Here is a 26,535-nt window from a genome sequence, read left to right as displayed (position 1 = left end):
AGGCAAAATGAAATGGAGAGCGTCGGGCTCTCATCGAGAAGGGGGCCAAACAGGAACACCTCAACAGGACTGGGAGCGACGCACCTCCGCACAGCACCTATCGCTGGCGAGTCGGGCGACGCTCTCCAAGGACAGGTGCTCCCCGTTCTATCCCCCTGATCGATCTCCACCTCACGCCGCTTGATGGAGTCCCTCATGAAGAGCAGTGGCATTATTGTTGCCTTGGGTTTGGGCCTCAGCCTCGTCGCAGTCGGCTGCAACCCTGACCAGAATTCCGGCAAGGAGGATTCTCTCGAATCGCAGACGGACGGGCTCATCCCGATTGAATGCGAGGCCAACGCCAATGGCGGCCCCGCGATGAATTGCGGCGGTGGCGGCGGCGGTGGCGGCGGCGGTGGTGGCGGCGGTAGCTCCGACACGGGCCCGGGCATGACCCTGGCGACGTACCAGTCGCTGGCGGGCATCGACCAGTCGCGCTGTGCGGGCGGCGTCAGCCAGGCGCAGTGCACCGAGGAGCTGAACTACGCCCTGTCCCAGCAGCTCATCACCGCGGCTGCGTATGACTGGGGTATTGCCAACGGCTACTACCCGGTCGTTGACCGGCACAACGCCATCGGGGCCGTGTGCAAGTGCGGCTGCTTCGAGGGCGACACGCTCATCCTCGTCCAGGGACCGGCCGCGGGCCTCAACAAGTGGATTGCCGCCAAGAACGTCACGGCGGAGTCCAAGCTCGTCTCGCTCGACGAGAAGACGACGCTGAGCCGCCCGGGCATGCAGACCAAGTCCATCAAGGCCATGACGCACGGCAAGGAGCTGCCGGCGCTCTTCGTGTTCAGCCTGAGCAACGGCCGTCAGCTCAAGGTCACCCAGAACCATGGCATGCTGCTGAGTGACGGGCGCGTCGTCGAGGCGAAGACGCTCGCGGCTGGCGCCGAGTTCGTGGGCCTGGATGGGTCCACCATCAAGGTGGAGAACATCTCCTTCGAGCGCACCAAGCGCGAGGTCTTCAACTTCGAGGTGGATTCCCAGGACAAGTCGGGCCACTTCATCGCCGCCGAGGGTGTGCTGGTGGGCGACCTGGCCTGGCAGAACCAGCTGAACAAGGAAGTCGGTTCCATCGCCGTCCGGCGCTAGTCCAGCGCTTCACCCTGCATCACTCTGCCCTGGCGAGCGCGGCGTCTCCTGCCGCGCTCGCTGGTGGCGCTCCATGGAGAGACGAAGCATGTCTGAGAGAAAGCTGGGGCGTTGGGCGCTGCTCCTGGCAGCCGCCGCGGTCTTCGCCGTGAGCCTCATCCTGGTTGTATGGGTCTCTACCCCGAGTGAGCAGGAGCCTCCTTCCAAGGCCCCGCTGCCAACAGCGCTCCCGGTGCAGACGCTCTCCCAAATCGAGGCGAAGGCCGAGTCCCTCACCCGCGAGCGCATGGCCAACCTGCCCCCCGTTGCAATACCCTCTCAGGTCGGTGGCTTTCCCGGGGAAGAGGTGAGCGCGCACCTGAACCGCTATCGCGAGATGATGGCTGTGCAGGGGCTGTACAACCAGAACGTCACGCGCGAGCGCCTCATCGGGGAGATCCTCGACTCGGCCCATGGCGCGGACATTGCTTCAAAGACCCTGAGCGACTCGGCGTTTGCCCGCGAAGCTTTCGGAGACTTCCAGGCCGAGGCGCGAGTTCTCTCCATCGACGTCATGAAGGAAGCAGCCCGCCGGGGCCAGGATCGATACCTGGAGCGCTCGACTTCCGCCATTGCCCAGGATCTGGCGCGCTCGGATGACGGCAGCGGAAACCTGGACAAGGGACGGACCGCGGATCTGCGCGATCTGGTGCGAGCCTATGTCGACGTGAAGGGGCTGGAGGCGTTCACAGGTAGCAATCCTCAGGCCATGCAGACGCTCGGGTATTCGGCCACCCTGCCAACGGGCGTGAAGAACGTCTATGATGAGGTCCTCTTCCTGCGGCTCAAGAGCCAGTATGGCCGTGAACGCGCCGCACAGATGACCGCGGCCATCCTTGATCATTGATTGCCCATGTCCTCTTCTCGTTTGCTCCTGCCAGCGCTGTGTCTGTCATACCTTGCCGCCGCTTGTGGGGGAGGCTCGACGCTGCCCCCCACTCCTCCGGACAATCGAACGGATCCCCTGCTCGAGGAATTGATTGCCCAGGCCAAGGAGCACGTGCTGGCCGACACCTGCTTCGTGAATCACCCGGACGGAGCGGGCTGCGACTGGGGAGACTTTCCGCTCGTGCCGCAAGAGCAGTTCCACATGGCACACGACACGGGAGAGGCCATCCTCATCGTGGATGAGTTCCCCTCTCTGCCTCCCCGCGTGATTCGCTATCGCAATCGCATCAAGGGGTATTATCGGCTGGGCTCGAACGGTCGGATTGGGGCCGCGCAGGCTTCCTGGCACGCGCCCACGGTCCTGTTCAACGAGTTGCAGCACTTCGCCTCGCCGGACTTCATTCCCGCGGAGAAGCTGCGAGCCCTGAGCGAGCCCCTGTCGCGGGTCTACGCCGGCTATGCCCAGGGGAATGTCGGGCACGGCAGCTTCGTCTTCTCGCTGCTGATCGAGGCCAATCCACATCAGCCCATCGTTCTGATGGACACGCTGACGTTCCATCAGTTCGCGCTGGCGGAGTTCTGCGACAGCTCGGGCTCGACCGAGTCCCTGGCGCTCCTGCGCACGAAGGCCGAGCAGGTCGCCCAGGATCTCCGCGGGATCTTCCAGCAGATGAACATCCGCTTCGTGAACCTGAGCTCGGGGCAGACGCTCGAGGCGACGAGGCGCGAGTGGTCGACCTACTGCGGTACGCCCTCACCCGGCGATGACGTCCTGCGGGCCAAGCTCAATACCTATGCGCCCATCATGGAGGCCTTCTTCACGACGCCCGGGGTCTTCACGGCCAACGCGGCCATCGAGGGGTCCAACCCGCAGGACAATCCCTTCGACTTTCCCTCGGCGGCGTACCCCAACCGACTCCTCGTGGGCTACTTCACCTCTCTGGACTCGGGGCTGGATGCCGGGGGACATGGCTCCCACGCCTCGCTGGAAGGCTGGCCTGGCAGGCAGAACGTGGACATCTACCTGAACAGCGGAGTCATGCCACGGCGGCCCTTCCCGTACAACACAACCCCGTGGCTCCAGATCGACGGATATGGAGTCGACATCTACCCCATCACCAACACGACGACCTCCTGGATGGCCCCCCTGGCGCTCTCGCGGTTCATCCAGGCCCGGTACTCACCAGACTTCCAGTCGTGCACCATGACGAACGAGTTGATCTCGGAGCTCCGCGAAGAGCTGGTGCCGAGCGATTGCACGGACCTGCCCGACAACCGCTGCGTCTATCAGGACCCGCTCAAGCACGGGCAGATCGAGGCGATAGGGTTGGGGTATCGGTCGCGCGAGTACGCCGAGCCTTGAACCAGGCGCCCCATCTTCAAGAGGATTTCTCCATGCGGCTGAAGAAGTGGCTTGTGGGTAGTCTGCTCGGCGCGGTGGCCCTCCTCGGAAGTGGTTGTTCCAACACCTGCGATGCGGCAACGGAAAGAATCGACAAGCGGTACTCCGAGTGCGGCATCGCGCTGGGGGACAGCGACGAGGCGCCGCAGGAATGCTCCGACGAGGATGCCAGCGAACTCGAGCATGAGGCCGACTGCATCGAGAAGGCGAGCTGCGACGATGTGAAGTCGGGTCTCTACTTGACCAAGTGTTGAGCGCCCTGCGCCCCACCGGGCCCGGTGTCAGCCCTGGGGCGCTGAAGGCGGCAGCCCACTTGAAAGAAGTCCCTTGGGGAGGCGAGGCGGAGCTTTGTCGCAGCGCGCCTCGCTCTCCCGTGTGCGGCGTCGAGCCTGGGGCGTATTCTCCCCGCGCCCATGCGCTCCCTGCCTTCTCCTCTCGCCCTCCTGCTGTGTCTCCTGTCCTCCGCGACGCTCGCCCAGCCGGCCACACTGCTGCGTCCCGCTCGGGTGTTCGACGGAGTCACCGCTCAGCCACATGAGGGCTGGGTGGTGCTCGTTCAGGGGGAGCGCATCGCCGCCGTGGGGCCCGCCGCCAAGGTGACGGCTCCTCAAGGCGCGGAGGTCATCGACCTGCCGGACACCACGCTCCTGCCCGGCCTCATCGAAGGCCACTCGCACCTGCTCCTCCACCCCTATGACGAGGCGAGCTGGAACGATCAGGTCCTCAAGGAGTCCCTCACGGTCCGCGTGGCTCGGGCCACCAACCACGCACGGGCCACGCTCATGGCCGGCTTCACCACCGTGCGCGATCTCGGCACCGAGGGCGCCGGAGACGCCGACGTGGGCCTCAAGCAGGCCATCGATCAGGGCATCATCCCCGGGCCTCGCATGCGCGTCACGACGCGCGCCCTCGTCGCCACCGGCAGCTATGGACCCAAGGGCTTCGCCGCCGAGTGGGACGTGCCCCAGGGTGCTGAGGAAGCCGATGGCGTGGACGCGCTCATCAAGGCCGTGCGCGGGCAGATCGGCAGGGGCGCGGACTGGATCAAGGTCTATGCCGACTACCGCTGGGGACCTCGCGGCGAGACGCGACCCACCTACTCCGAGGAGGAACTGCGGCTCATCGTGGAGACGGCTCGCAGCAGTGGCCGCCCAGTGGTGGTGCATGCCTCGACCTCCGAGGCCATCCGGCGCGCGGTCATGGCCGGCGTGGAGACCATCGAGCACGGTGACGATGCGACGCCCGAGGTGCTCAAGCTCATGGCCCAGCGCGGCGTCCTGCTCTGCCCCACCCTCTCCGCGCGGGATGCCCTCCTGCGCTACTCCGGTTGGAAGAAGGGATCCGGCCCCGAGCCCGAACTCATCCGCAAGAAGCGCGAGTCCTTCCGCGCCGCACTCTCCGCCGGAGTCCCCCTCTGCAACGGCAGCGACGTGGGCGTCTTCACCCACGGGGACAACGCGCGCGAACTGGAGCTCATGGTGGAGTACGGTCTGGCGCCCGCCCAGGCCCTCCGGGCCGCTACCTCCGTCAACGCGCGCATGCTGCACATGGAGGAGCAGCTCGGGCAGGTGAAGGAGGGGTTGCTGGCCGACCTGGTCGCCGTGCGCGGCGATCCTACGCGCGACATCTCCACCCTGCGTCAGGTGCGCCTGGTGATGAAGGGCGGCAAGGTGTATCGCCGCGAGCCTTGAGTCCCCCGGTAGCCACTGGCCAGACCTCGCGCTAGCGTCCGCCACCGCAGACCCGAGTTCAACCTGTGACTCCCCGGGAGATTGTCGTGGACCCTCTGGAGAAGGCACTCAAGGAGCTCGAAGCCCACACCCTCGAAGAGCTGCTCACGCGGCTGGCCGAGCAGCAGACCCTGCGCGCCAAGGGCGAGCCCGTGCGGCTGCCTCGGGTGACCCTGCACCTGCGCAGCGGCCGGGAGGTGCAGGGCTTCCTCCTGGAGCAGCGAGAGGATCGCCGGGGCGGCAAGGCCGTGGTGCTCCACGCTCTGAGCCACAATGGCCAACGGCCCGAGCCCGATGCCATCTTCGTCCAGCCCGAAGTCATCGAGGCCATCACCGTGCACGATCTGCCCTCCCTGGCGCAGCTGCCGAAGGGAGGCCCCCCGCCTCCGACACGGCTCGAGCTGAAGCGCAAGCTGGCCGCGCGCCAGGCCTCGCTCGCCGCGAGCCTGGGCACTCCGCTGGAGTTGGAGGTGGACTGGGACCCGTTGCAAAGCCCCGAGGCCCTGTCCGCCATCGATTCGCTGGGCACCCGAGCCCTGGAGGTTCTGGAAGGACTGGCACGCGAGCTGATGGGGCTGGAGGCCCTGCGCACCAAGGTCCGCAAGCTGAACCTGTCCGTGGGCCCAGCCACGCAGGTACACCTGGAAGAGCAATCCCTGCGGCTGGTCACCACGCTGTCCGTGCTGGGCTGGCAGTCCAAGGAGGAGCTGCAGAGCGCCATCGAGAAGGTGCTCTGAGCCATCCCTCCCATGCGCCGCCCCCTCCCACGACTCCGCCTCCCGCTCCCGGTGTGGATGCTGCTCACCGTGTGCGGGCTCGTGCTCGCGCCCCAAGCCCTCGCCGAGACACCTGCACCCGCGCGTCCCCTCCGCGTCCTCTTCATCGGCAACAGCTACACCTACCTCAACAACCTGCCCGCGCTGCTCGAGGGACTGGCCGCCTCGGCCACCCCGCCCCTGCGCATCCAGACGCGTGCCGTCACCCGGCCCGGGGTGAGGCTGCAGCAACACTGGGATCGCGGAGACGCGCTCGCGGCGCTCCGGGAGGGACACTGGGACTATGTGGTGCTGCAGGAGCAGAGCACGCTGGGCCTGCTGCTCATCGAAGGCCGCCACGAGGTGAATGATCCCGAGCTCGCCTTCCACCCCTACGCCCGCCGCTTCGTCGAGGAGGCACGGAAGGTGGGCGCCCAACCCCTCTTCCTGCTCACCTGGGCCCGGCGCGACACACCCGAGTCCCAGGCCCGGCTCACCCAGGCCTATATGTCCGTGGCCCGCGATCTCGGAGCCCCCATCATCCCCGCGGGGCTCGCCTGGGCGCGCGTGCGCCAGGAAGATCCGGACGTGGTGCTCTACAACGAGGATGGCAGCCACCCCTCGCCCGCGGGCAGCTACCTCACCGCCTCCGCGCTCTACGCCACGCTCACGGGCAGCTCACCCGTGGGCCTTGCTCCCGTGCTCTCCGGACACCCCATGCCCGAGGGCGTGCTCAATCCCAGCAAGACGGTGACACTGGTGTCCCTGGAGCCCGAGCAGGCCGAGCGCCTCCAGCACGTGGCCTGGGCGACCTACGAGGAGCTGCGCCAGAGCAGCGGCTACGTGGAAGTCGAGCCCCCCGCCCCCGAGCTGCCCACGCTCCCCGAGGGCCAACCCCTGGAGACCTCCGCCTTGCTGGGCACGTGGCAGGGCGAGATGCGCTTCTACTCGCAGGAGGCCGGCCAGTCCCCAGCCACTCTCTCCCTCATCCTGAAACAGTCGAGCGGGCACCTGGGCGGTTCCGTGCGGATCGTCTTCGCCAACAAGCAGACGGAAGGGCCCTTCTCGCTCGAGTCTCTCTCCCTGGAGGGCTCCCGGCTGCGCTTCTCCACGCCGCTGCTGAGCAAGGGCCGAGGCAAGGTGGAGCACGAGGCGGTGCTCACCGTGGCGGGACTGGTGGGCCTGGCTCGCTACGAGAACCCGCGCAATCACGATCGGTACGTGGGGACGTGGAAGCTTCAGCGCCCCGAGCCCGCTCCCGCACCGCCGCCCCCCTGAACCTCCGGGCTGCCCCGCTCACCACCGCAGGCGGGTGCCCAAACCAAAGCTCAGGAAGTTCTGGATGGGCTCGAACTCATCCCGATCCACAGAGAAGTGGTACCGCACATCGACAGCCACCGGAGGGATCGACTCCCAGAGGGCCAACTCCACCTCGGCTCCCACCGTGGCCCCGAGTTGGCCGCTGCGGTTGTCGTGAAGGCCCATCCCCAGCAACGCGGAGGTCCTCGTCGGCCCCAGCTCCATCCCCACCCGCGCCAACCCTCCCAATTGGAAGAGGTGGCGCTCCTGGGGGAACGGATTTCCGAAGGGATTCGGCGACACCTCCGTGCCGAGATCGTACCAGGCCACCTCCGGCCCCAGCGCGACGTAGGGCCCCAGCAACGCGAGCAGGTGCAACCGGCCTCCCCAGCCGGACGTGACGCTGGAGTTGCCCGCATCCCGCGCGTAGCCGAACTGGAGCCCCACCTCGCCCACGGGCCCCTTCCCCGAGAACCAGCTCTCGTCCGGCTTGTTCATCCGGATCGACAGCGGGCCCTGCTCCCGCTCATACACCGTGGACCAGCGAGGCAACGCCAGCCCCACCAGCGCGCCGACTCCCGCTCCAATCGCGCCCACCACCACTCCACCGACGATCGCACAGCCTCCCGCGTTATCATCCCCGCCCTCCGCTAAGGCGATGCAGAGCAGCGCCGTCAGGACGGCTCCGGACGCAGCGCCCAACCCTCCACCCACCAGCGCGCCATATCCGGGGGCACGTTTGCGCGTCTCCAACTCCTGCACATCCGACAGCAGGATCGTCAGCACCTGCTCGGGCTCGGCCTTGAGCGAAAGTGCACCAGGCATCAGGCTCACGAGCTGACCGGAGATACTCACGCCCTCAGGCATCTCGACACGCAGCCGCTCCCCCTGCTCGAGCACGATCAGATGGCTCGCACTGGAGACCTCCGAGGCGTAGCTCTCCGAGGTGGAAGTCTGCGGAGGAGGCGGTGGCGGCTCGGCCTCAGGCTCCTCGGGAGCCTCCACCAGGGGTGGAGCCGTCGCGGGAGGAGGAGGCGGCGGCGGAGAGAGCTGCTCGGGAGCCCCCTGTGCCCACGAGGCCCGGGCCGCCACCAGCAGGAAGAGGATCAGGAACGCGCGCATGGAAGCCCCCTGGAAGGTAACGGCTCACACCACTCGCACCGGCTGGACCTGGGTGAGCATGAGCTCGGTGTCCGCCCGGCGGCAGAGCTCCGTGCCCTGGGACAGGAGCGCCGCCGTGCCCGAGGCGATGCCCCACCGGAAGGCCTCCTCGGGCGGCAGGCCCCGCGCCAACCCGAGCGTCATGCCTCCCACGAAGCTGTCTCCCGCGCCCACCGAGCTGTGCGTCTCCACGGGGGGCGGAGTCGCCCGGTACTGGCCCTGGCGCGTCGTCAGCAGGGCGCCGTCCGCCCCCATGGACACGACGAGGATCTCCGCGTTGCCCTTCTCCAGGAAGGCCCGGGCGGCCGCGGCCATGCCGGCGGGCTCCTCTACCTGGGGCCCCATCATGTCCCGGAACTCCTTGCGGTTGGGCTTGGCGAAGAACACGCCCTCCGCCAGGGCCGCGCGCAGCGGCTCGCCCGAGGTGTCCAGCACCAGCCGCGCGTTCTGCTTGCGGGCAATCCGCGCCACCCGGGCGTAGAAGTCCACGGGGACGCCCGGAGACAGGCTACCGCTGGCGACGATGTACTCGGCATCCGCGGCCACGGTGGACAGGGACTCCAGGCACGCCTGCCACTCCTTCTCGGTGAGCGTGGGCCCGGGCATGACGAAGCGGAACTCGCGCTTGCCGTTGCGCTCGGCCACCGTGAAGTTCTCGCGGGTGTGGCCCGAGATGACGATGGACCAGCGCCGCAGGCCCTTCTCCGCCAGCAGTTGCTCCAGCAGCTCTCCCGTGGGACCGCCCCGCGGGTAGAGCGCGAGCGACTCGCCTCCCAGCTCGCGGATGACGCGCGCGACGTTGAGCCCTCCGCCACCGGGATCCCGGCGCTCCGGGGCGCACCGCAGCTTGTGCTCGGGCGTCACCGTCTCCACTGTGGTGGCCAGATCGATCGTCGGGTTGATGGTCAGCGTCACGATGGGCTTCATGCCGGGGCCTCCCTCAATGAAAACCCAGGGTGTACCTGGATGCGGCCCGGAGTTTCAATCTTGTCAACTTGCATGAATCACCGAGCGCGTACCCCCCGTCCATTGACGCCCGGAGGCACGGGGGCTAGAGCATGAGCCCTCTTGTCTGACAGCACTCCCCCCATTGTCGCCCCGGCATCCATTCCTCTCGTCTGGGTTGTGGACGACAGCCCCACGGAGGTGGAGGCCATTCGCCGCGCCCTGGCCAGCGCCTGCCAGGTCGACGTGTTCTCGAATGGCGAGGCGATGCTGGAGGCCCTGAACCACCAGAGCCCACCGGAGGTGCTCGTCCTGGACTGGCAGATGCCGGGCATGTCCGGCCTCGAGGTGTGCCGCTACCTGCGCGGCAATACCTCCACCCAGATGCTGCCCGTCCTCATCATCACCGGGTTCGCTCGCCCGGAGGATGTGGAGGAGGGGCTGCTGGCGGGCGCCAATGACTATGTCCTCAAGCCCTTCCGCGCGGCGGAGCTGCTGGCCCGGGTGCATGCCCTCTCGCGCTGGGAGGTGCTGCGCAAGCGAGCCCTGGCGGATGAGCGGGCCCGGCGGATGCTCGCGGAGGGCTCGCTGTCCGAGGTGCAGATGGCCGAGGCGCGGGCTCGCCGGAGCGAGCAGCGCTACGAGCTCGCCGCCCGCGCCACCCGGGACGTCATCTGGGAGTGGAACCCGAGCACGGGCGAGATGGAGCGGAGCATCTCGCTGCCAGCCTATCTGGGCTACGCGGAGGCAGGGCTGGAAGACACCTCCGACTGGTGGCGGGCGCACCTCCACCCCGAGGACCGGGAGCGGGTGGTGAGCAGCATCCGCGAGGCTGTCGCCGGCACGGTCCAGGACTGGCAGGAGGAGTACCGCCTGCGGCGCGCGGACAACACCTGGGTGCACGTGGTGGACCGGTGCCACATCGTCCGAGACGCGGAGGGCCACGCCACTCAGGTGGTGGGAGCGCTCCAGGACGTCACCGAGCGCAAGCGACTGGAGGCCGAGGCGCGGCAGCGCACCGAGTTCGAGCGGCAACTCCTCGGCATTGTCAGCCATGATCTGCGCAACCCGCTGAACGCCATCATGCTCGCGGCGACGGCCATCCTCCGGAGCGAGGAGCTGGAGGAGCGGCAGCGGCGCAATGCCATTCGGGCGCTCACGGCGGCGGAGCGCGCCACGCGAATGATCCGCGATCTGCTCGACTTCACACAGGCGCGGCAGGGAGGCGGCATCCCGCTGAACCGCCAGTCCATGAATCTGCACGATCTGCTGCAGACGGTGGTGGACGAGTTACAGGTGACGCACTCGGATCGGACGATCCAGGTGGAGCAGACGGGTGAAGGCCAGGGCCAGTGGGATCCGGACCGGCTGGCCCAGGTCATCGCCAACCTGGTGGGGAACGCCTTGCAGTACAGCACCTCGCATACGCCGGTGCGGGTGACGACGCGGGGCGAAGTAGATGCGGTGGTGCTGGAGATCCACAACACCGGCGATCCCATTGCACCCGAGGTGCTACCGCGCATCTTCGAGCCCATGGAGCGCGGCACCACGCAGCAGGCGGGCCGCGCCGGCAGGAGCATCGGCCTGGGGCTCTTCATCGTGCGGCACATCGTGCTGGCGCACGGAGGCCGGGTGAGCGTGCGCTCCGTGGCGGACGAGGGAACGACGTTCACCGTGCTGCTTCCCCGGCAACCTTGAGCCTGGACGTGCCGCTCCCTGTCCGTCCTGGGGAGCGGGTGGGCTACGATCCGTCCGATCATGCCCACGCCCACCCGTCGCTCCTGGCCGGCTCCTGGCCGGCTCGCCGCCCTGCTCTTCGCGCTGTACCTGCTGCCCCTCGCCTGCCGCGAGGACGATCCTCCGCAAACGCCCCCTCCTCCCACGACTGAGGATCCGAGCGCCGTCTCCGGGCAACGCATCATCCACCGCCGCCTGGAATCGAAGGATGTCACCTCCGTGGACAGCACGGGCGTGAGATCCACGCTGTCGGTGCTCATCCCGTCGGGGACTGCCTTCGAGACGCGGCCCCTGGTCTCCACGAGCATCGACACCTTCAAGTTCGAGAACGTCCCCGAAGGCCCGTACTACCTGAAGCAGGGCTCGGACACCTACGTCATCACCTCGCACCGGCAGCTCAACCTGGACGAGTACCTGCTGGGCCGCGAGGACGTCATCACCGTCCCCACCACGCCCCGGTTCACCTTGACCGTGGATGGCCTGGCGCCCATGGATGCCTACCAGGAGTTCGAAGTGGAGGCGCCGAACGCGGGCGCGGCGGGGGTGTTCGAGCTGGAGCCCGCGCCGCAACCGGGGGCAACCTCGCTCACGGCGCAGGGGGCGATGTACCAGTCGGCCTTCGGGCGCCAGGAGCTCATCGACAGCACGAAGGGAGACCAGCTCTACCTCCTGCAGCGGCTTCGGCGCTCCTCGGGAGACTTCAATTACTTCTCGGTGACTCGGGCGCTGACGCTGACGCAGGTGACTTTCCGAGCGGATGAGCAGGCCACGTCGGTGGAGGGCACCTTCACGGCGCTGCCTCCGCAGCAGCTCACGGTCGACTGGCGGCGCTCGAGCTTCGAGGCACACCGCGCGGCGGTGCATCCCCTGGCGGTGCCGCTGACGGAAACCTCCGTGCAGCACAGCCTCTTCGTGACTCCAGCGGTGGGCGGGCTCTCGGAGGGCGTGGTGGGCTACACGCGGAAGCTGCTCATCGGCAACATCCCGGCAGCCAGTCAGGACGTGAACCTGACGCTGGAGTACGGCAACCCCTACCCGTCCACGTGGGGCATGGTGGCCACGGTCGTCCACCTCTACCAGGTCCCGGTGCGAATCACTCCACAAGGGCCGCGGGGGACGGTGGGCGTGTCCCTGGAGGATCAGGAGGGGCTGGGTGTCTTCACGTCCCGTCCCGTGCAGGCCCGGCTCTCACCGCCTACGCAGTTCCGGGTGGACGGAGCGGATGCACAGACGGACCGGACGATCGCGTCCCTCACGCCGGTCTTCACCTGGGAGCCGCCCACGCTGGGCACGGCGGATGTGTACGAGCTGCGCATCTTCCGGCTGTACGCCACGGAGAGCGCGCCGGATGTGGCTCGCTCGGAGACGGTGGCCACCTTCCTCACGGCGCAGCGCGAGGTGCGCGTGCCACCGGGAGTGCTCGAGGCGAAGCAGGCTTATGTGGTGCGGCTGGCCGCCTTGCGGACACCGGGCGTGGATCTCACCCGGCAGCCCTTCCGGAAGGACTCGCTGGTGGACACCTCACGGGCAGAGGCGCTCACCAGCGTGCTGACCACGCCTTGAGCAGTACGCGGGGTGAGCCCTGGGACGGCTCATCACGGCTCATCCGAGGTGGGCCGACGCGGGGACATGATGACGGGGAGATAGCAGCCTCCCTCGTGATCGAACGCTTCAGCGCCACATGGCGACCGCCCCGCCGGGCCAAACCAACAGCCCCCGTTGATGGCTTTCTGGGTCTTCGGCTCGCACGGAGGGCGCTTCTGGCGGGGATACGGCTCGGGTGGCATCGGCATGCCAAGCATGGAGGCAGGGGCGCTAGCAGAGGGCATTTCGACGGATGCCAGCGCCTCCTCCGCGACTCCCCCATCCGGAGCCTCAGGAGAGGGCTGATGCCGCTGATGATCCGCCAGGAAGTACGACGGGTCCGGCTGAGGCGAGGGAGTTGTCTTCAGGAACGCGAACACAATGAGCCCTCCCACCACTGCCGCTCCGAGCGTGGAAAGCCATGTGGGCGCCGTAAACGGATTCATCAGGGCTCCTCGAAAGTAGGACAGCGAGGGAGCATGACGACGAAGAGGGAGCAGCCGTAGGCAAGGACTTGGGGTGCTCTGGTCATCGGGTGAGTCATGAGGCTCTCCAGCGAGACGATGAGCATGCTCGCAACACAACCCTACTGGATAGGTGGACCTCTGGACCAGAGACGTGCTCGGTAGGAAAGGCCCACCGAGGCGCGCTGCGCGCGCTGCGGAGCCAGCTCCAGCGGGACATGCGGCTGCAGCCCCCGCCCCAGGAGACCCGTGGTACACACGAGGCACATGGTGTCCCTCCTTATTCGCGATGCGCGCCTTGACGACGCGGCTGCCGTGCGAGCCGTACAGCAGGCGGCGTTCCTTCCCCTGGTGCCGCAGCTGCCGTCCCGCCCAACGGCGCTCAGCGAAGATGAGGCCTTCCTGCGACCGTTCCTGGAGAGCATTCCGCAGCGTGTCGTCGTGGCGCAGGTGGGCGAGAAATTGGTGGGAGCCGGGCGCGTCGAGGGAGCACCACCGACTGGGGCGCTGAAGCGCATCGCCGTCCACCCCGACTGGCAATCGCACGGCGTGGGCCGACAGGTGGTCATCGCTCTGGAGGCACGTGCCCGCGAGCTCGGGTTCCTCCGCCTGCGAGCCGGCACCCGCCGACGGCTGCCCGGCAACCGGGCCTTCTATGAGCGGCTCGGCTACCGAGTCGTGGCGATCGAGCCCTATCCCCCTGGCATCGACGACGAAACGGTGTGGCTCGAAAAGCTCCTCTGAGGAAGCGGTCAGCCCTGCTCTCTCGAGGGCTCGAGACTGAGGACGGAGGTGCCCTGCGCTGGGCTGTCGAGGTCGAGCACCGGGCATCCCTCGTCCGCCGCCAGTTCGCCCTGCCCTCCCGCTGCACGCGCCGCCAGCTCGGACAGGGAGAGCTGGGAGGCTAGATCCCAGGCCGGCACGGTCCGGACGCCTGGATAGGGCTCGTGACGGCGGTGGTAGGGGTCGTACCTCTCCAGCTCGCTCCAGTGCAGCATCCGCTCACCCATCTCCATGCGAACCAGAATCGGAGAGGGCTGGCCCGCGGCGGCCAACTCCGCGCAAGGTGGGCAGGCGACGACGGGAGTGATGTCCGAGCCTCGCTTCAGCGGCACCTGCCTCCGATACGAGGCATTCGCCAAAGGACGCGCACAGAAGAAGCACCCCACCCTCGCGCCCTCGTCCAGAAAGGCATTGTCCCCGAACAGCTCTCGGGCCCGCTCCTCCGTCACCCCCATGCTCTCCTCGGCCGCATGCACCTGGGCCGCAGCCACCGGGAGGCTCACCTTCCCTGCCCGAGCCTTGTCCACCTCGTCACGCGCCCGCTGCTCCGACAGGGTGGATTGGTCGAGCATCTCGCGCAGCTCGGAGTCCTCCTCCAACCGCAGGGCATGCTCCACCGAGGTGAGCACGATCGCGACGCGGTGCAGCCGTTTGTCCAGAGAGGACACCTCCACGCTGTGATTGGACGGCTGGGACTGCCTCCAGTGCCTGGTGGTCGCGGCGAAAGCCGCTCCTCTCACGACGACACGGAGCAGGAAGAAGAGACCCGCCGCAAGCATGAGCGGCAAGGCCATGCAGAGCACGGCGTCGATGACGATTCCATCCGTCCCATCCGTTGACCGTGACTCCGCCCCCCCGAGCCCTTGAGCCGCCGCCGAAGCTCCGGTGAAAGCAACGGCGTGTGCCAGCGCCAGGGGCCCGGCCCCCAGCAGCTGCCGAGGCATCCATCCCTGGAAGCCCCGTCGCGTCACGTGTGCACCTTTTCGGCAGGTGGGCTCACGCGGAAGAGTGTAAGTGACCTACTTTGGGAGATCCAAAAGGGGGACGTCGTAGAAGGAGCGCTTCTCTCCACGCCCCTGTCCCTTCCACACGGCCCAACCATCCCAAGCGCCGCCCTGCTTGCGCCGGCTTCGCGTGTGAACCCGGACTTGCTGGAGATCTCTGCTCACCTCCAGCAGGTTGTAGAGGCGGGGAACGGACTCGGGCCGCTCGTGAGTGGGTGCCCCGAAGCTGCCCGCGCCCACCACGTGGATCCTCCGTTGCGGATCCACGTAATTGACGAGATCCGCGCGTTCCTCGTGGACATGGCCGTGGAGGCAGAGCCGGAACGACGCCTGGAGCCGCCCCATGAAGGCATCGTCCTGGATCTTCTCGTTGCCGGTGATGGGGTGGTGCCACACGGCGATCCGGAGAATCCTGGCATCCTTCGCCAGCCGGCCGTCCGACTGGGCCCTGGCAAGTTCCTGGTCCGCGGCGGCCAGTCCCCGGGCCAGTGCCTTCTCCGAAATGCTGGAGCGCTCTCTGAAGTATTCGTCAATCTCCCACGCCGAGTTCATCGCGAGAAACTGCAGGCGCTCCTCGGCGAAGAGGAACGGCAGGCCCTGCTCCTCGGGGAGCAGCGGATACGGCTTCTGCATGAGCCGGTGATAGAAGTGCTCGGAGAAGTTCTTGAAGCGCTCCGGGTAGCGTGCGTCATCCCGGATGTTGTAGCCGTCCCCTGCCTCGCGGAAGCTCCCGTGCGCGAGCTGGCGGACATCCACCTGTCGCTTCTTCTTCCACGCGTAGACGTCCGTGTCCCAGTCCAGATCGTGATTGCCGGGAACGATGATGCAGCGCTGGGCGGTGAACTCGAACTCCTTGATGAGGCCGGAGACGAACTCGTATGCGGCGTCGAACTCCTGGGGTGAGGCCCGGTTCGTCAGGTCTCCGGAGATGACCAGGTAGTCCAGACGCTCCAGCCCCAGCCCCTCCTCCCTGTCGCGCAAGTCCGCCGCGAGCGGCTGAATCAAGCTGATGGGATCCTCGCCCGCGCCGATGTGCAGATCGCTCAGGTGGAGGATGCGGATGGGCTCGTGCTGCGGCTGCTTCACATTCGCCTCTCCGCTCATGATGACCTTGACCTCGGCGGCCGTCTGGATGCGCTGCTCTCGGATGGCGGTGCGCAGGGCCTGGACCTCCTGCACGAGGGCCGGGTTGCTCTCGCGGGACTGCTGGGCTCCCTGCGTCAGCGGCGTGCGGCGATCACAGACATCGCAGCCAATGTCCGCCTTGCCCTCGGAGAGCCGCTTCCGGATGACGTCCTCCGAGAAGACCTTGCCGCAGACACAGGTGACGGTCAGCCGCTCCAGCAGCTCGACTCCGTTCTCGCGCAGGTGCTGCTCGACGAAGTTCACGAACAGATCCCGCGTCTTCGAGTCCGTCCCCTCGTCGAAGTAGACATCCAGTTGGGCAATGCCCCGCACGCCCTGGCTCAGGTTGCGCACCCGGCGCACGCCCGAGGAATCCACTCCCGGCTGGCCGAACTCCGCGCGGTTCTCCCACAGGCGCATCGGGCCGAAGCGCTGGCTGACGGCGAGCGAGGTGATCAGCGAGGCGTAGATGTTGTCGATGGGGCCGAAGAAGTCGTAGTGCAGCGAGATGGCGTGCGAGAAGTCCGCCCCGGACTCGGCGTGAGTGGGCTGGAAGAGGGACGGGAATACGAGCAGCCCTTGGTGGCGCAGGCACAGCCCGTGCTCGATGAGCAGTTCGATGACACAGTTGAGGACGGGCAGCTCCTGATCCTCGGGTAGCCGCTCCTCGGGCTTGATGCGTGGGAACTCCATGCGGGGAGAGAGGACCTTCGCCACCTCGATGGCGGGGACGCCCTGGGGATTTTCTCGCGCCGCGACGATGAGCGAGCCCGCGTAGCGCTCGATCTGCTCTACCTCCAGGATGAGCACCCGCGTTCCACCGGCCATCCGCGTGTCCGCGACCCGGCCCTGCCGGGTGAGATGGCTGACGACGGCCTGGAGCGCCCCCCGGTCGAAGGAATCGCCCATCTCCCGCTGGAGCTCGCTCTCGAGTTCAATGAAGCGCAGGACGACCCGGCGCGAGTCGCGCAGTTTCTGGATGAGCTGGCGGATGCGCTGGAAGAGCTCGGGGCGACTGACCTTCTCGAGCGTCTCCCACTCGATGGCCTTATCAAGGGCATTCTTGAGCTCCTGGATGCCCTGCCCTTGCCTGGCGCTCGTCAGCACGTAGGACTCGAACTCAAGCCGCTGCACCAGTTCCTGAAGCGCGGCGCGATTCACTGGCGCCTCAGACGTATCCACCTTGGTGCCGACCAGCAGCTTGCGGATCTTCCGCTCCCGGGCCTGGGCCAGCAGGCGCCGGTGCCACCCCTCAATTTCCTCGAGGGCCCGCTCGCCGCGCCCGGGCTCCATGACCATGAGAGCCACGGTCGAATCCCTCAGGAAGAGCTGGTGCACGAGCTGGTACTCACTCTGGCCTCCGAGATCCCACAGGACGACCTCGCGCCGGGTACCAGCCGCAGAGTTCACCGAGCCGGCCTGCTCCAGGGGCATCGACCAGAAGCGCATGCCATGGGTGGACTCCATCTCCTCGTACTGATCCTGAACCATGCGCAGCGCCAGGCAGCTCTTGCCCGTGCGCCCCTCTCCCACGAGCACGACCTTGGCGCTGACCTCGTGCACGGTCTCCGCGACCACCGGAGTTCGCAGGAGGATGTCGACATCGAGATCCCAGAGGCGCACGGAGGCACCGCCGGGGCCCATGGTCGCAAGCACATCCTGGGTGGGCGAGAAGGCCAGGCCCGCATAGGGCAGCCGTCCCGCTGGCTCAGCGAGCCGGGCCACCTCCTCCCAGGTATCCGTGCGCCACAAGAGCACGGTTCCGTCGAGCGACATCGAGGCCAACAGGCGCCCATCCCACGAGAACGCGACGCTGGTGACGACATCCGTGTGTCCTTCGAGGAAGGCCAGCTCGTCCCAGGCGTCGCTGAGACCCAGAATGCGGACGGTCTTGTCCCGGCTGGCGATCGCCAACATTCGCGAATTCGGATGCCAGGCCATGTCGATGACATCAGCCTTGGTCCAGATGAATCCGGCTCTCTCAAAGGAATACGATTCGCCGCCAGCCGCGGGCTGCGCTCGAATGAAGTTCACGTTGGCCGGGCCTCTGCCGCCACATGCCAGCAACTGCCCATCTGGGGACCAGGCCAGAGCCAGCACCAGCGCTGAGTCGCGACCCAATGCCACCCTGCCGGCCTCAGCCCAGGTACGCGAGTCCCAGATCTGCAGGGCTCCTGGCCCCCAATCCGTGACGAGAAGTCCCGAGGAAGACCACGCCGCCAGAGAACCCCGCTCCTGGAGCGGCCTGGGCGTCTTGACCCGAGTGCCATCCGTTCGCCAGAGGCGAACGTCCGAATACGAGCGGGAGGCGATCATCTGTGAGTCTGGGGAGAAACAGAGGTCGACCAGTTCTTTCGGGTGGGCCCGGATTGTCCACCGCGGCAAGCCCGCACTGAGGCTCCAATACGCAATCATTCCCCTTGAGAACCCTATGGCCAGCGCCTCTCCCGAAGGCGCCCAGGCCAGCCAACCCACCTCCTGCCCCCCCGTGCCTAGTACGCCCTGGAGCATCACTCCTGGCGGAGGCTTCGACCAGGGGACCACCGGCTCGGCAGCGCTGAGCCGAGGCAGCTCGTCGTTGCGCTGAGCCGCCAGGCCTGGCCCCAGCACAGGGGCCACGGCTCTCACCCCCTCGGTGACGCCCTCGAGGCTGGCGAGGGCTCGCTCCTTGAGGAGTCCCGCAATCGGAAACACCAGCTCATCGGAGACAGGCTGCGCGGCACCACTGGCTGCCCCGAAGACGATCACGCCTTTGCGCTCGGAGACGTAACGCGGCGAGATCTTGATCTGCCCCTCCGTGCCGGCCCCCGCAATCTCGCCCACGGTATAGCCCCAGAGCCCGGGCAGCTTTCCACTGAGCAGTGACGGCCCGCGCAGTGCCAGAGTCCATGGCTGCCTCCGGAAGTCGACGGTCCGCTCCTCCAGCGACTGCCGCCCTCCGCAGAGGTGCAGGAGCACGCTTCCAGCGGGTGTGAGCTTCATTCCCAGTTCAGCCAGAGGCTTGGCGTTCAGACGCGACGGAGCATGGTGCGTCAAGAGGAACACGAGCTCGTGCTGCTCCATCCACCCCTGGACATCCCTTCCCATCGCGCCCTCGACCTGCTGCAGGTCCACCTCGCGCAGGCCGACCAGCCCTTCCTTCTCGGAGCTGCGAAAGAGCGAGTTGAGGCCGGCGACACCTACGCTCATGCCCTGAGCCTCGATGGTGGCCACGAAGTCTCCTGGCAGCAGCCCCCGCTGGAACGCCTTGAGCGAGGCAGAGGGATGCGCGCCCCGCCACTTGTTGAACCACTGGGTGAACGGAGTGAACACCTCCCAGAGGGACTGCGCCGTCTTCTCGTCCGAGACCGCGCCTCGGATCACCTGCCGCAGGCTGAACGCAGTGTGCTGCTCGAAGAGGCGCTCATTCTTGAGGGGGACCTGCCAGATGTCGTGATCGCCGGGAACAGCGAGCAGGCACGGATCCGAGCCCAGGCTCCGGAGATACTCCCACAACGAGCCCAGCGTGGAGTTCACCAGATCGAACTCGCGTGTCCGCCCTGACTCGGTGAGGTCTCCCGAGATGAACACCACATCCCACGGTCCCGATTTCTCATGGAGCCTGCGCAGATCCTGTTCAAAGGCCTCCCGGGTCTCGGGTTGGAGCAGACCCGAACCCGGTGCTCCCAGATGAAGATCCGACAGGTGAAGCCAGCCAAACCGAGCCACGACATTCCCCCCTCCGAGAGCGTGCAGGGTGCAGCATGCCTTGCACCGGAAGCGGCGGGAAGCCGGGGAGCAGACAGAGCGGGACGTTCCCTGTGGCGAGGGACGCTCGGGCGGGTTAGGCCAGGGCCCCTCGCGGCACCTGCCGCCACACGGAGGAAAACCATGGAGTACCGCAAGCTGGGGCACAGTGGACTGAAGGTGTCGAGCCTGTGCCTGGGAACGATGACGTTCGGCGAGCCCACCGAGGGTTCGATGATGCACGGGGTGGCGGCGGACCAGAAGACGTCCTTCGCCATCATGGACCGCGCGCTGGAGGCGGGGATCAACTTCTGGGACACGGCCAACGTCTACGGCAACGACGGGCTGACCGAGCGGGTGGTGGGCCAGTGGTTCACCCAGTCCAAGCGGCGGGACGAGGTGGTGCTGGCCACCAAGTTCCGCTTCCGCATGGGCAAGGGCCCCAATGACATGGGCGCCTCGCGCTACCAGATCCGCTCCGCGGTGGAGGGGAGCCTGCGTCGGCTGCAAACCGACCGCATCGATCTGTACCAGGTGCACATGCAGGACATCGACACGCCCGAGGAGGAGACGCTCCGGGCGCTGGAGGATCTCGTTCGCCAGGGCAAGGTGCTCTACATCGGCGCCAGCAACTACGCCGCCTACCGGCTGGTGGACAGCCTGTGGACGAGCAAGACGCAGCTCCTCTCGCGCTTCATCTCCCTGCAGGCCCAGTACAGCCTGGTCGTCCGCGATCTGGAGCGCGAGCACGTGTCCGTCTGCGAGCAGTTCGGCCTGGGCATCCTCCCGTGGTCTCCACTGGCCGGGGGCTTCCTGTCCGGCAAGTACCGCAAGGGCCAGCCGCCGCCGGACGCCTCGCGACTGGCGAAGTGGAAGGATCGGCTGACCGGGTTCGATACGCCCCGGAACTGGCGGACGCTGGAGGCCGTGGACGCGGTGGCCGCCGAGCTGAAGGCCACGCCCTCGCAGGTGTCCCTGGCGTGGCTGCTGCGCAAGCGAGCCGTCACCTCCGTCATCTTCGGCGCTCGCACCGTGGAGCAGCTCGAGGACAACCTCAAGGCCGCCGAGCTGAAGCTGGAGGATGCGCAGATGAAGCAGCTGGACGAGGCAAGCGCCCTGGAGCTGGGCTACCCCTACGAGTTCATGCAGCGCGTTCAGGGACGGTGGTAGCCGCGCCCGTAACAGAGAGTTGTCACGGGCGTGTCACGAGGCGAGACGCGATGTTTTATGGCTTCGTGGCACTACCGTAGTGACTTTGAAATTCCATCCACGTGGTGAATATCCGCGACATGGATCGATAGAGACAAACATGCACGTGCGAGGGTGCACCTGCGTCATTATGTCCAGGGCTCCCATCCCCCAGGAGTACAGACATGACGTTGTCTTTCGCGCGCTCAACGCTCCTCCTCTCCATTGTCGTCATCGGTGCTACAGGCTGCGGAGACGAAGAATCCCCGCCCCCCGAGACGCCTCCCCTCGAAGTCAGCATCCCTTTCGAAGTCCGCGCGGGCGGCAAGCCCTTCGCCTGCGGGCAGACGTACACAGGGTTGGGCACGACGGGAACGACGTACGAGCCCTTCGACTTCCGCATGTACTTGCATGACGTCCGGCTCGTCACAGACGCGGGCCAGGAGGTGCCCCTCAAGCTGAAGGAGGATGGCGAGTGGCAGGCCGAGGGCGCCGCCCTCCTCGACTTCGAGAACAAGACAAGCCTGTGCAGCAACGGAACAACGAAGACAAACACACGCATCACCGGCACCGTGCCCGAGGGGCACTACCACGGCCTGCGCTTCCGGCTGGGCCTGCCTCCCGAATTGAACCACCAGGACGTCTCCACCGCGAAGGCGCCCTTCAATGATCCCACGCTCTTCTGGGGCTGGCGCACCGGCTATGTCTTCCTCCGGGTCGACGGCCGCACCACGGGCCTGAAGGCAGGCCACTTCATGCATCTGGGCAGCACTGACTGCGCGGGCCCGCCGCCGGGGCAGACCACGGGCTCCGCCGGGTGCGCCTTCCCCAACACCCCCGAGGTTTCACTGGAGGCGTTCTCCCCCGAGACGGGCAAGGTCGTGCTGGATCTGGCCACCCTCTTCGCCGACACCAACCTGGATTCCAACTCCGAGGTGAGCAACACCTCCATCGGGTGCATGTCCCAGAAGGAGGATCCGGACTGCGCTCCCATCTTCCAGCGGCTGGGGCTCTCCATGGAGGCCGGCGCTCCCGCGGTGGCTCCCCAGACCTTCATCCGGGCGGAATAGGTGGCCACCATGACTTCACACATGCACCGCTGGACGGGAGTGCTGGTCTCCGTGGCCTGGCTGGGCACGGGCTGCGGAGACGAGAAGAAGGAAGAGCAGGAGCCGGGCGCCTACGACTGGAAGCTGCCCGCCGGTTTCCCCAAGCCCCGGGTTCCCGAGGACAACCCCATGACGGAGGCGAAGGTGGAGCTGGGCCGACGCCTCTTCTATGACAAACGCCTGTCGCTCAATGGCACCCAGTCGTGTGCTTCGTGCCACCTGCAGTCCCTGGCCTTCACGGATGGCAAGCAGCATGCCGAGGGCAGCACGGGAGCCATCCACCGCCGCAATGCCCAGGGGCTGGCCAACGTGGCCTACGCCACCAGCCTCACCTGGGCCAATCCCTCCCTGACCACCCTGGAACTGCAGGCCTTGACGCCGCTGTTCGGCACCGAGCCTGTGGAGCTGGGGTTCGCGGACAAGGCGGCGGAGCTGCTCGGGCGCCTGGGCCAGGATGCGGAGCTCGCCTCCCGCTTCAAGGAGGCCTTTCCCGAGAACCCCGAGCCGGTCTCCATGGCCTCGCTCACGCGCGCCCTGGCCGCTTTCGAGCGCACGCTCATCTCCGGCAACTCTCCGTATGATCGCTATATCTACCGGGGAGAGGTGGATGCCCTCTCGCCTGCGGCAAAGCGTGGCATGGATCTCTTCATGTCCGAGCGCCTGGAGTGCAATCACTGTCACTCCGGGTTCAACTTCCTGGATGCGTCGGCCTCGGAACTGACCAACATGCCCGTGCAGGCCTTCCACAACACCGGCCTCTACAACGAGGACGGAAAGGGAGCCTACCCCACCGTGGATCCGGGGGTGATCGAGCTGACGGGACAGGCCGCGGACATGGGGCGCTTCCGTGCCTCCTCGCTGCGAAACGTCTCCGTCACCGCGCCGTACATGCACGACGGCAGCATCGCGACGCTCTCCGACGTCATCGATCACTACGCCGCAGGCGGGCGAGCGCGCCAGGTCCAGGGGGGCCAGTTGAGCCCCCTGCAGAGTGGCTTCGTGCGAGGCTTCACGCTGACGAAGGAGGAGCGGGAGGACCTCCTCGCCTTCCTGGAGGCCCTCACCGATCCACAGTTCCTGAGCGATCCGCGCTTCTCGGATCCCTACGGCTCGCCCTGAGGCCTACTCGGCCTCGGGAGGACCCAACCTGGAGTCGGTGAGGAAGGACTCGTCCGTCAGCGCCTCGAGAAAGGCGAGGATGGCGACCTTCTCCCTGTCCTCCAGGTTGAGTCCAGGAGAGACAGGGCTGCGCTGGAAGAACGGATCCAGCGTGGCCGAAGCCACCATGCCGTGCCGATAGTGCTCCAGCACCTGGTCGAGCGTGGCGAAGCGGCCGTCATGCATGTAGGGCGCCGAGCGCGTCACGTTCCGCAGCGTAGGTGTCTTGTAGAGCCCGTCGTCCGCGGCGTTCTGGGTGACGCGGCCCCGGCCCCGCGTCACCTCCGTACCCGAACCGAACTGGGCATCCAGCCCGTTGTTGTGGAATGCGTTGTCGGTGAAGAGCTCCGAGCCGTGGCACGACACGCAGTGCCTCTGCACGAGCGCAAACCCCTCCTGCTCCTGGGTGCTCAGCACTCCGCCGGGCTCGCCGCGCCGCCAGCGATCGTAGCGGGAGTCCGCGGACACCAGGGTCCGCTGGAACTGGGCGAGCGCCCGCAGGAGGTTGCTCAGGTTCAGCCCGTCAGGCCCGAAGGCCGCCTCGAAGCGCCGCACGGCCTCGGGCTGCGAGGCCAGCCGCTCCAGCAGCGCGGACAGATCGGCCTGCCCCAGCTCATCGGGATGCGTGAGAGGAGCGAGCGAGAGGGACTCCAGGTTCTTCACGCCCCCATCCCAGAAGAGCTCCCCCACCCAGGCCAGGTTGATGAGCGCCGGAGTATGCCGCGCGAGAGGCCGGCCGCTCACCCCATGCTGCGTGAGGGGCGTCTCGTCCGCGAAGGCGCGCGCCTGCGGGTGGCAGGTGGCGCAGGAGACCTGCCCGGTGCTCGAGAGCGAGGGAGAATAGAAAAGCCAACGCCCCAGGGAGACCCCCTCGGGTGTGAGGGGATTGCCCTGATGCGTTGGCAGGGAAGAGAAGCCCGCGGGAAGGGACCGCGGGACTTCGTCATCGGCTGGTACGGGGGACGTCGGTCCCCCGGTCCCTTCGCCACATGCCCCCAGCAGGACGGGCAGCAGGAACCTCGCCGCCGTCCGCCGGAGCCAGAGAGCACTCACCACCGATCCGTGTTCTCCACGGCGACCACCGAGAACATGTCCCGGAAACCATTCGACAACGTGGCGCGAGCGTCGGTCTGACCCGCGTTGATGGTGGACGTGGTGGAGGGGCTGAGCTGGGTGAAGAGCTTCGACACATCCGCGCGCAGGTTCACGCTCACGCGCTTCTTCGCGTTCACGGTGACAGGCGTGGAGAACGTCTGCCGCGTCGTGCGGTAATCGGCGTTGGTGCCCGTCTCCCAGGCGAAGATGCCAGTGCTTCCATCCACCGCGACGTACTGGCCCTTCGTCTTGGTGAAGATGTAGCTGGTGAACCACATCCAGGTCAGGTTCGTCATGTTCTTGAGGGTGTGCAGCTCGCCGGCCTGCAGGCTCAAGTCATCATTGTGGGTGGGATCCACGCCGATGCTGAACTCGATGGCGGTGTAGACGCCAGCGGGCACAGAGGCCACGCTCACGCTCTCTCGGCGGTTGGCGGGCAGCTTCGGCCGCGGCGTGGGACCCGACTCGGCCCCGCCCTCCACGTTCTGCTCCTTGATGAGCTCCATCAGGTAGTAGCTGTCCGCGAGCGCCACCTTGCTCCCATCCTGCTTGATGAGCTGGATGTTGGTCAGCCAGTAGCGCAGCTCGGTGAAGGTGAGCTTCTCGCCGGTCGAGGAGGTGTACTGCTGATCCAGCGCGAACGGCTCATTGCCGAAGCTCAGCCCCGCCTTGAGCTCCAGGGTGCCGTCCAGGCCAGCGATGCGCGTCTCGAGTGCGGAGATCTGCGCCTTCGCCTCATCCAGCTTGACGAGCACGCCCTGCCAGTCCTGGGTGGCCAACAGCTCCCGCGCATCGGCGAGATCCTGGCTGACCTCGTCCAGCTTCCCGGTCAGCTCCTCCATCTCCTTCTGGGAGGCAGAAGCGTCCTGCTGCTGCTGGGCGACCTGGGCCTCCAGCTCCGCGACGCGAGCCTCCAGCTCCGAGACGTGCTGCTCGAGCCGCTGCCGCTCTTCAGCGGAGAGCGCGGGGTTGGAGGGCTCGCTGTCTCCGCAAGCGGGAACGACGATGAGGGTCAGAGCCGCGAGAGCAACCGCGCGGCAGATGGACAACGACGGCGTCGCATGGGGGATGATCATGGTGCGCTATTGTTAATGCAAACGTTACGATTCGCGCCACGCGTATTTTCCCCCTACAGCGTCACCGTATGGATTTCACCCTTCTGTTACGCTGCGGTGAAGCCACCGTCGATCGGGATCACAGCTCCGGAGATGAAGGACGCCGCATCCGAGGCCAGGAACGCCATGAGCCATGCAATCTCGCGAGGCTCCGCGAAGCGCTTCATGGGGATGCCGGAGCGATAGAAATCCTCGCTCGCCGTCGGATAGACGGTGGGATAGCGGGAATGTAGATCCTGAAACACCTGCCGGAGCATCGCGGTGTCGGTGCTCCCCGGCGCGATACAGTTGAACCGAATCCCCTCCGCGGCCCAATCCAGGGTGGCGCTCTTCGTCAACTGAGCCATGGCGGCCTTGCTGGCCCCATAGATGGCGCTGTAACGCTTGCCCACGAACGCTTGATCGCTTGCATTGTTGACGATGGAGCCCTTCTTCTGTCTCAGCATATGGGGCAGCACAGCCTTCGTGAGCAGGATGGGCGCCTTGAGGTTCACCGCGAGAACCGTCTCGATCTCGTCGAGAGTGATTTCCAGCAGGCTGCTCATGCTGGTGATTCCGGCATTGTTGATCAGGATGTCAATCCTGCCATCATGCTGATCAGCGACATTCTTGACATGTCTTTCAATGGCAGAGAAATCCCTCAAGTCGACTTCGGGAAGATCAAAGCCATGAACGTGGGCACCTTGCTCCCGGAGCAGTTGGGCAACCGCCGCGCCGATTCCTCCCTTGTGCCCTGTCACGATCGCGACGGCTCCCGAGAGGCCCGGGAGCGAACCCGATACACCGTGAGAAGAAGTCAAGGCTTCTGTTCCTCCATGCGCTTGCGGAGACTCAGGGGCCGCATGTCTGTCCAGACTTCCTTGATGTAGGCGAGACACTCGTCCTTCGTGCCTGTCTTGCCCGCATCCTTCCAGCCCAGCGCGTTATCACGGTCCGCCGGCCAGATGGAGTACTGCTCTTCGTGGTTGACCACGACCTTGAACAAGGTCTTGTCGTCTTCGGTGCTCATGTACGCTCCTCGGCAAGTAGGGGTGCTGCGTGCCGCTGGATTCTACCCTGCCTGCATTCCTCCGTGCTGCCTCTTTCACATGGCC

21 protein-coding genes are annotated in these 26,535 nt (G+C 66.8%); 13 read left to right on the top strand and 8 right to left on the bottom strand.

Features of this window, described 5'->3' with window-relative positions:
• The first annotated feature begins 195 nt into the window (after window positions 1-195).
• The 7 genes from KY501_RS35515 to KY501_RS35485 all read left to right on the top strand — a co-directional run bounded on the left by KY501_RS35515 (window position 196) and on the right by KY501_RS35485 (window position 7,226).
• Window positions 196-1,134 carry a Hint domain-containing protein gene (locus tag KY501_RS35515; protein ID WP_224368222.1) on the top strand — a complete coding sequence of 313 codons (939 nt, stop codon included), beginning with the start codon at window positions 196-198 and terminating at the stop codon, window positions 1,132-1,134.
• Between the two features lie 88 nt (window positions 1,135-1,222).
• Window positions 1,223-2,020: a hypothetical protein gene (locus tag KY501_RS35510; protein ID WP_224368221.1), complete on the top strand. Its 798-nt coding sequence runs from the start codon at window positions 1,223-1,225 to the stop codon at window positions 2,018-2,020.
• Between the two features lie 6 nt (window positions 2,021-2,026).
• Complete coding sequence (locus KY501_RS35505; protein ID WP_224368220.1) at window positions 2,027-3,424, top strand: hypothetical protein; 1,398 nt, start codon at window positions 2,027-2,029, stop codon at window positions 3,422-3,424.
• A 32-nt stretch (window positions 3,425-3,456) separates the two neighbouring features.
• Window positions 3,457-3,717, top strand: a complete 261-nt coding sequence (locus KY501_RS35500; protein WP_224368219.1) for a hypothetical protein — start codon at window positions 3,457-3,459, stop codon at window positions 3,715-3,717.
• 159 nt (window positions 3,718-3,876) lie between these two features.
• Window positions 3,877-5,154 carry a metal-dependent hydrolase family protein gene (locus KY501_RS35495; RefSeq protein ID WP_224368217.1) on the top strand — a complete coding sequence of 426 codons (1,278 nt, stop codon included), beginning with the start codon at window positions 3,877-3,879 and terminating at the stop codon, window positions 5,152-5,154.
• 86 nt (window positions 5,155-5,240) lie between these two features.
• On the top strand, window positions 5,241-5,930 hold the full coding sequence (locus KY501_RS35490; RefSeq protein ID WP_224368215.1) for a hypothetical protein: 690 nt from the start codon (window positions 5,241-5,243) through the stop codon (window positions 5,928-5,930).
• Window positions 5,931-5,942: 12 nt separating this feature from the next.
• A complete protein-coding gene (locus KY501_RS35485) occupies window positions 5,943-7,226 on the top strand; it encodes an SGNH/GDSL hydrolase family protein (protein WP_224368213.1) in 1,284 nt (427 codons plus the stop codon).
• Window positions 7,227-7,244: 18 nt separating this feature from the next.
• Here the strand turns inward: KY501_RS35485 and KY501_RS35480 are convergent, their stop codons facing one another.
• Together KY501_RS35480 and KY501_RS35475 are read right to left on the bottom strand one after the other, a co-directional pair.
• Window positions 7,245-8,369 carry a putative outer membrane beta-barrel protein gene (locus KY501_RS35480; RefSeq protein WP_224368211.1) on the bottom strand — a complete coding sequence of 375 codons (1,125 nt, stop codon included), beginning with the start codon at window positions 8,367-8,369 and terminating at the stop codon, window positions 7,245-7,247.
• A gap of 24 nt (window positions 8,370-8,393) precedes the next feature.
• The gene (locus KY501_RS35475) at window positions 8,394-9,335 is read right to left on the bottom strand and encodes a 1-phosphofructokinase family hexose kinase (RefSeq protein WP_224368210.1); all 942 of its coding nucleotides are present in this window, start codon (window positions 9,333-9,335) and stop codon (window positions 8,394-8,396) included.
• A 141-nt stretch (window positions 9,336-9,476) separates the two neighbouring features.
• On the opposite strand from KY501_RS35475, the gene KY501_RS35470 reads away from it, so the two are divergent.
• The 3 genes from KY501_RS35470 to KY501_RS35460 all read left to right on the top strand — a co-directional run bounded on the left by KY501_RS35470 (window position 9,477) and on the right by KY501_RS35460 (window position 13,882).
• Window positions 9,477-11,051, top strand: coding sequence for an ATP-binding response regulator (locus KY501_RS35470; RefSeq protein ID WP_224368209.1), 1,575 nt, complete (start codon window positions 9,477-9,479; stop codon window positions 11,049-11,051).
• Between the two features lie 60 nt (window positions 11,052-11,111).
• Entirely contained in the window at window positions 11,112-12,653 is a 1,542-nt protein-coding gene (locus tag KY501_RS35465) for a hypothetical protein (RefSeq protein ID WP_224368207.1), read from the top strand.
• Window positions 12,654-13,405: 752 nt separating this feature from the next.
• A complete protein-coding gene (locus KY501_RS35460; RefSeq protein WP_224368205.1) occupies window positions 13,406-13,882 on the top strand; it encodes a GNAT family N-acetyltransferase in 477 nt (158 codons plus the stop codon).
• 8 nt (window positions 13,883-13,890) lie between these two features.
• On the opposite strand, the gene KY501_RS35455 is transcribed toward KY501_RS35460, so the two are convergent.
• Both KY501_RS35455 and KY501_RS35450 read right to left on the bottom strand, forming a co-directional pair.
• Window positions 13,891-14,892: a hypothetical protein gene (locus KY501_RS35455; RefSeq protein ID WP_224368203.1), complete on the bottom strand. Its 1,002-nt coding sequence runs from the start codon at window positions 14,890-14,892 to the stop codon at window positions 13,891-13,893.
• Window positions 14,893-14,940: 48 nt separating this feature from the next.
• Window positions 14,941-19,758, bottom strand: a complete 4,818-nt coding sequence (locus tag KY501_RS35450) for a metallophosphoesterase (RefSeq protein ID WP_224368195.1) — start codon at window positions 19,756-19,758, stop codon at window positions 14,941-14,943.
• 162 nt (window positions 19,759-19,920) lie between these two features.
• Here KY501_RS35450 and KY501_RS35445 point away from each other — a divergent pair, with 162 nt between their 5' ends.
• The 3 genes from KY501_RS35445 (at window position 19,921) to KY501_RS35435 (ending at window position 23,192) form a co-directional block, all read left to right on the top strand.
• Window positions 19,921-20,946, top strand: coding sequence for an aldo/keto reductase (locus KY501_RS35445; RefSeq protein WP_224368193.1), 1,026 nt, complete (start codon window positions 19,921-19,923; stop codon window positions 20,944-20,946).
• A 203-nt stretch (window positions 20,947-21,149) separates the two neighbouring features.
• On the top strand, window positions 21,150-22,034 hold the full coding sequence (locus KY501_RS35440) for an MbnP family copper-binding protein (protein ID WP_224368191.1): 885 nt from the start codon (window positions 21,150-21,152) through the stop codon (window positions 22,032-22,034).
• Between the two features lie 9 nt (window positions 22,035-22,043).
• Entirely contained in the window at window positions 22,044-23,192 is a 1,149-nt protein-coding gene (locus KY501_RS35435) for a methanobactin export MATE transporter MbnM (protein WP_224368189.1), read from the top strand.
• A 3-nt stretch (window positions 23,193-23,195) separates the two neighbouring features.
• Here KY501_RS35435 and KY501_RS35430 read toward each other — a convergent pair whose 3' ends face one another.
• From KY501_RS35430 to KY501_RS35415, 4 genes are all read right to left on the bottom strand, one after another.
• Complete coding sequence (locus KY501_RS35430) at window positions 23,196-24,284, bottom strand: cytochrome-c peroxidase (protein ID WP_224368187.1); 1,089 nt, start codon at window positions 24,282-24,284, stop codon at window positions 23,196-23,198.
• On the bottom strand, window positions 24,281-25,402 hold the full coding sequence (locus KY501_RS35425) for an MbnP family protein (RefSeq protein ID WP_224368186.1): 1,122 nt from the start codon (window positions 25,400-25,402) through the stop codon (window positions 24,281-24,283). Before KY501_RS35425 ends, KY501_RS35430 begins: the two co-directional genes overlap by 4 nt.
• Window positions 25,403-25,488: 86 nt before the next feature.
• Window positions 25,489-26,181 (bottom strand): SDR family NAD(P)-dependent oxidoreductase, encoded by a 693-nt coding sequence (locus KY501_RS35420; protein ID WP_224368185.1) that lies wholly within the window; start codon window positions 26,179-26,181, stop codon window positions 25,489-25,491.
• Between the two features lie 56 nt (window positions 26,182-26,237).
• Window positions 26,238-26,450 carry an MbtH family protein gene (locus tag KY501_RS35415; RefSeq protein WP_224368184.1) on the bottom strand — a complete coding sequence of 71 codons (213 nt, stop codon included), beginning with the start codon at window positions 26,448-26,450 and terminating at the stop codon, window positions 26,238-26,240.
• Window positions 26,451-26,535 lie beyond the last annotated feature (85 nt).

Origin of the sequence: Hyalangium versicolor (genome assembly GCF_020103695.1) — a bacterium.
Classification (GTDB): domain Bacteria; phylum Myxococcota; class Myxococcia; order Myxococcales; family Myxococcaceae; genus Hyalangium; species Hyalangium versicolor.
The sequence above is the reverse complement of the archived record's forward strand: the minus strand, read 5'-3'. Positions and strand labels throughout refer to the sequence as shown.

What these genes read in the sequence shown, in the direction of transcription:
- KY501_RS35515 (WP_224368222.1), top strand. Translation starts at nt 196, where the DNA reads ATGAAGAGCAGTGGCATTATTGTTGCCTTGGGTTTGGGCCTCAGCCTC.
- KY501_RS35510 (WP_224368221.1), top strand. Translation starts at nt 1,223, where the DNA reads ATGTCTGAGAGAAAGCTGGGGCGTTGGGCGCTGCTCCTGGCAGCCGCC.
- KY501_RS35505 (WP_224368220.1), top strand. Translation starts at nt 2,027, where the DNA reads ATGTCCTCTTCTCGTTTGCTCCTGCCAGCGCTGTGTCTGTCATACCTT.
- KY501_RS35500 (WP_224368219.1), top strand. Translation starts at nt 3,457, where the DNA reads ATGCGGCTGAAGAAGTGGCTTGTGGGTAGTCTGCTCGGCGCGGTGGCC.
- KY501_RS35495 (WP_224368217.1), top strand. Translation starts at nt 3,877, where the DNA reads ATGCGCTCCCTGCCTTCTCCTCTCGCCCTCCTGCTGTGTCTCCTGTCC.
- KY501_RS35485 (WP_224368213.1), top strand. Translation starts at nt 5,943, where the DNA reads ATGCGCCGCCCCCTCCCACGACTCCGCCTCCCGCTCCCGGTGTGGATG.
- KY501_RS35480 (WP_224368211.1), bottom strand. Translation starts at nt 8,369, where the DNA reads ATGCGCGCGTTCCTGATCCTCTTCCTGCTGGTGGCGGCCCGGGCCTCG.
- KY501_RS35475 (WP_224368210.1), bottom strand. Translation starts at nt 9,335, where the DNA reads ATGAAGCCCATCGTGACGCTGACCATCAACCCGACGATCGATCTGGCC.
- KY501_RS35465 (WP_224368207.1), top strand. Translation starts at nt 11,112, where the DNA reads ATGCCCACGCCCACCCGTCGCTCCTGGCCGGCTCCTGGCCGGCTCGCC.
- KY501_RS35460 (WP_224368205.1), top strand. Translation starts at nt 13,406, where the DNA reads ATGGTGTCCCTCCTTATTCGCGATGCGCGCCTTGACGACGCGGCTGCC.
- KY501_RS35445 (WP_224368193.1), top strand. Translation starts at nt 19,921, where the DNA reads ATGGAGTACCGCAAGCTGGGGCACAGTGGACTGAAGGTGTCGAGCCTG.
- KY501_RS35440 (WP_224368191.1), top strand. Translation starts at nt 21,150, where the DNA reads ATGACGTTGTCTTTCGCGCGCTCAACGCTCCTCCTCTCCATTGTCGTC.
- KY501_RS35435 (WP_224368189.1), top strand. Translation starts at nt 22,044, where the DNA reads ATGACTTCACACATGCACCGCTGGACGGGAGTGCTGGTCTCCGTGGCC.
- KY501_RS35425 (WP_224368186.1), bottom strand. Translation starts at nt 25,402, where the DNA reads ATGATCATCCCCCATGCGACGCCGTCGTTGTCCATCTGCCGCGCGGTT.
- KY501_RS35415 (WP_224368184.1), bottom strand. Translation starts at nt 26,450, where the DNA reads ATGAGCACCGAAGACGACAAGACCTTGTTCAAGGTCGTGGTCAACCAC.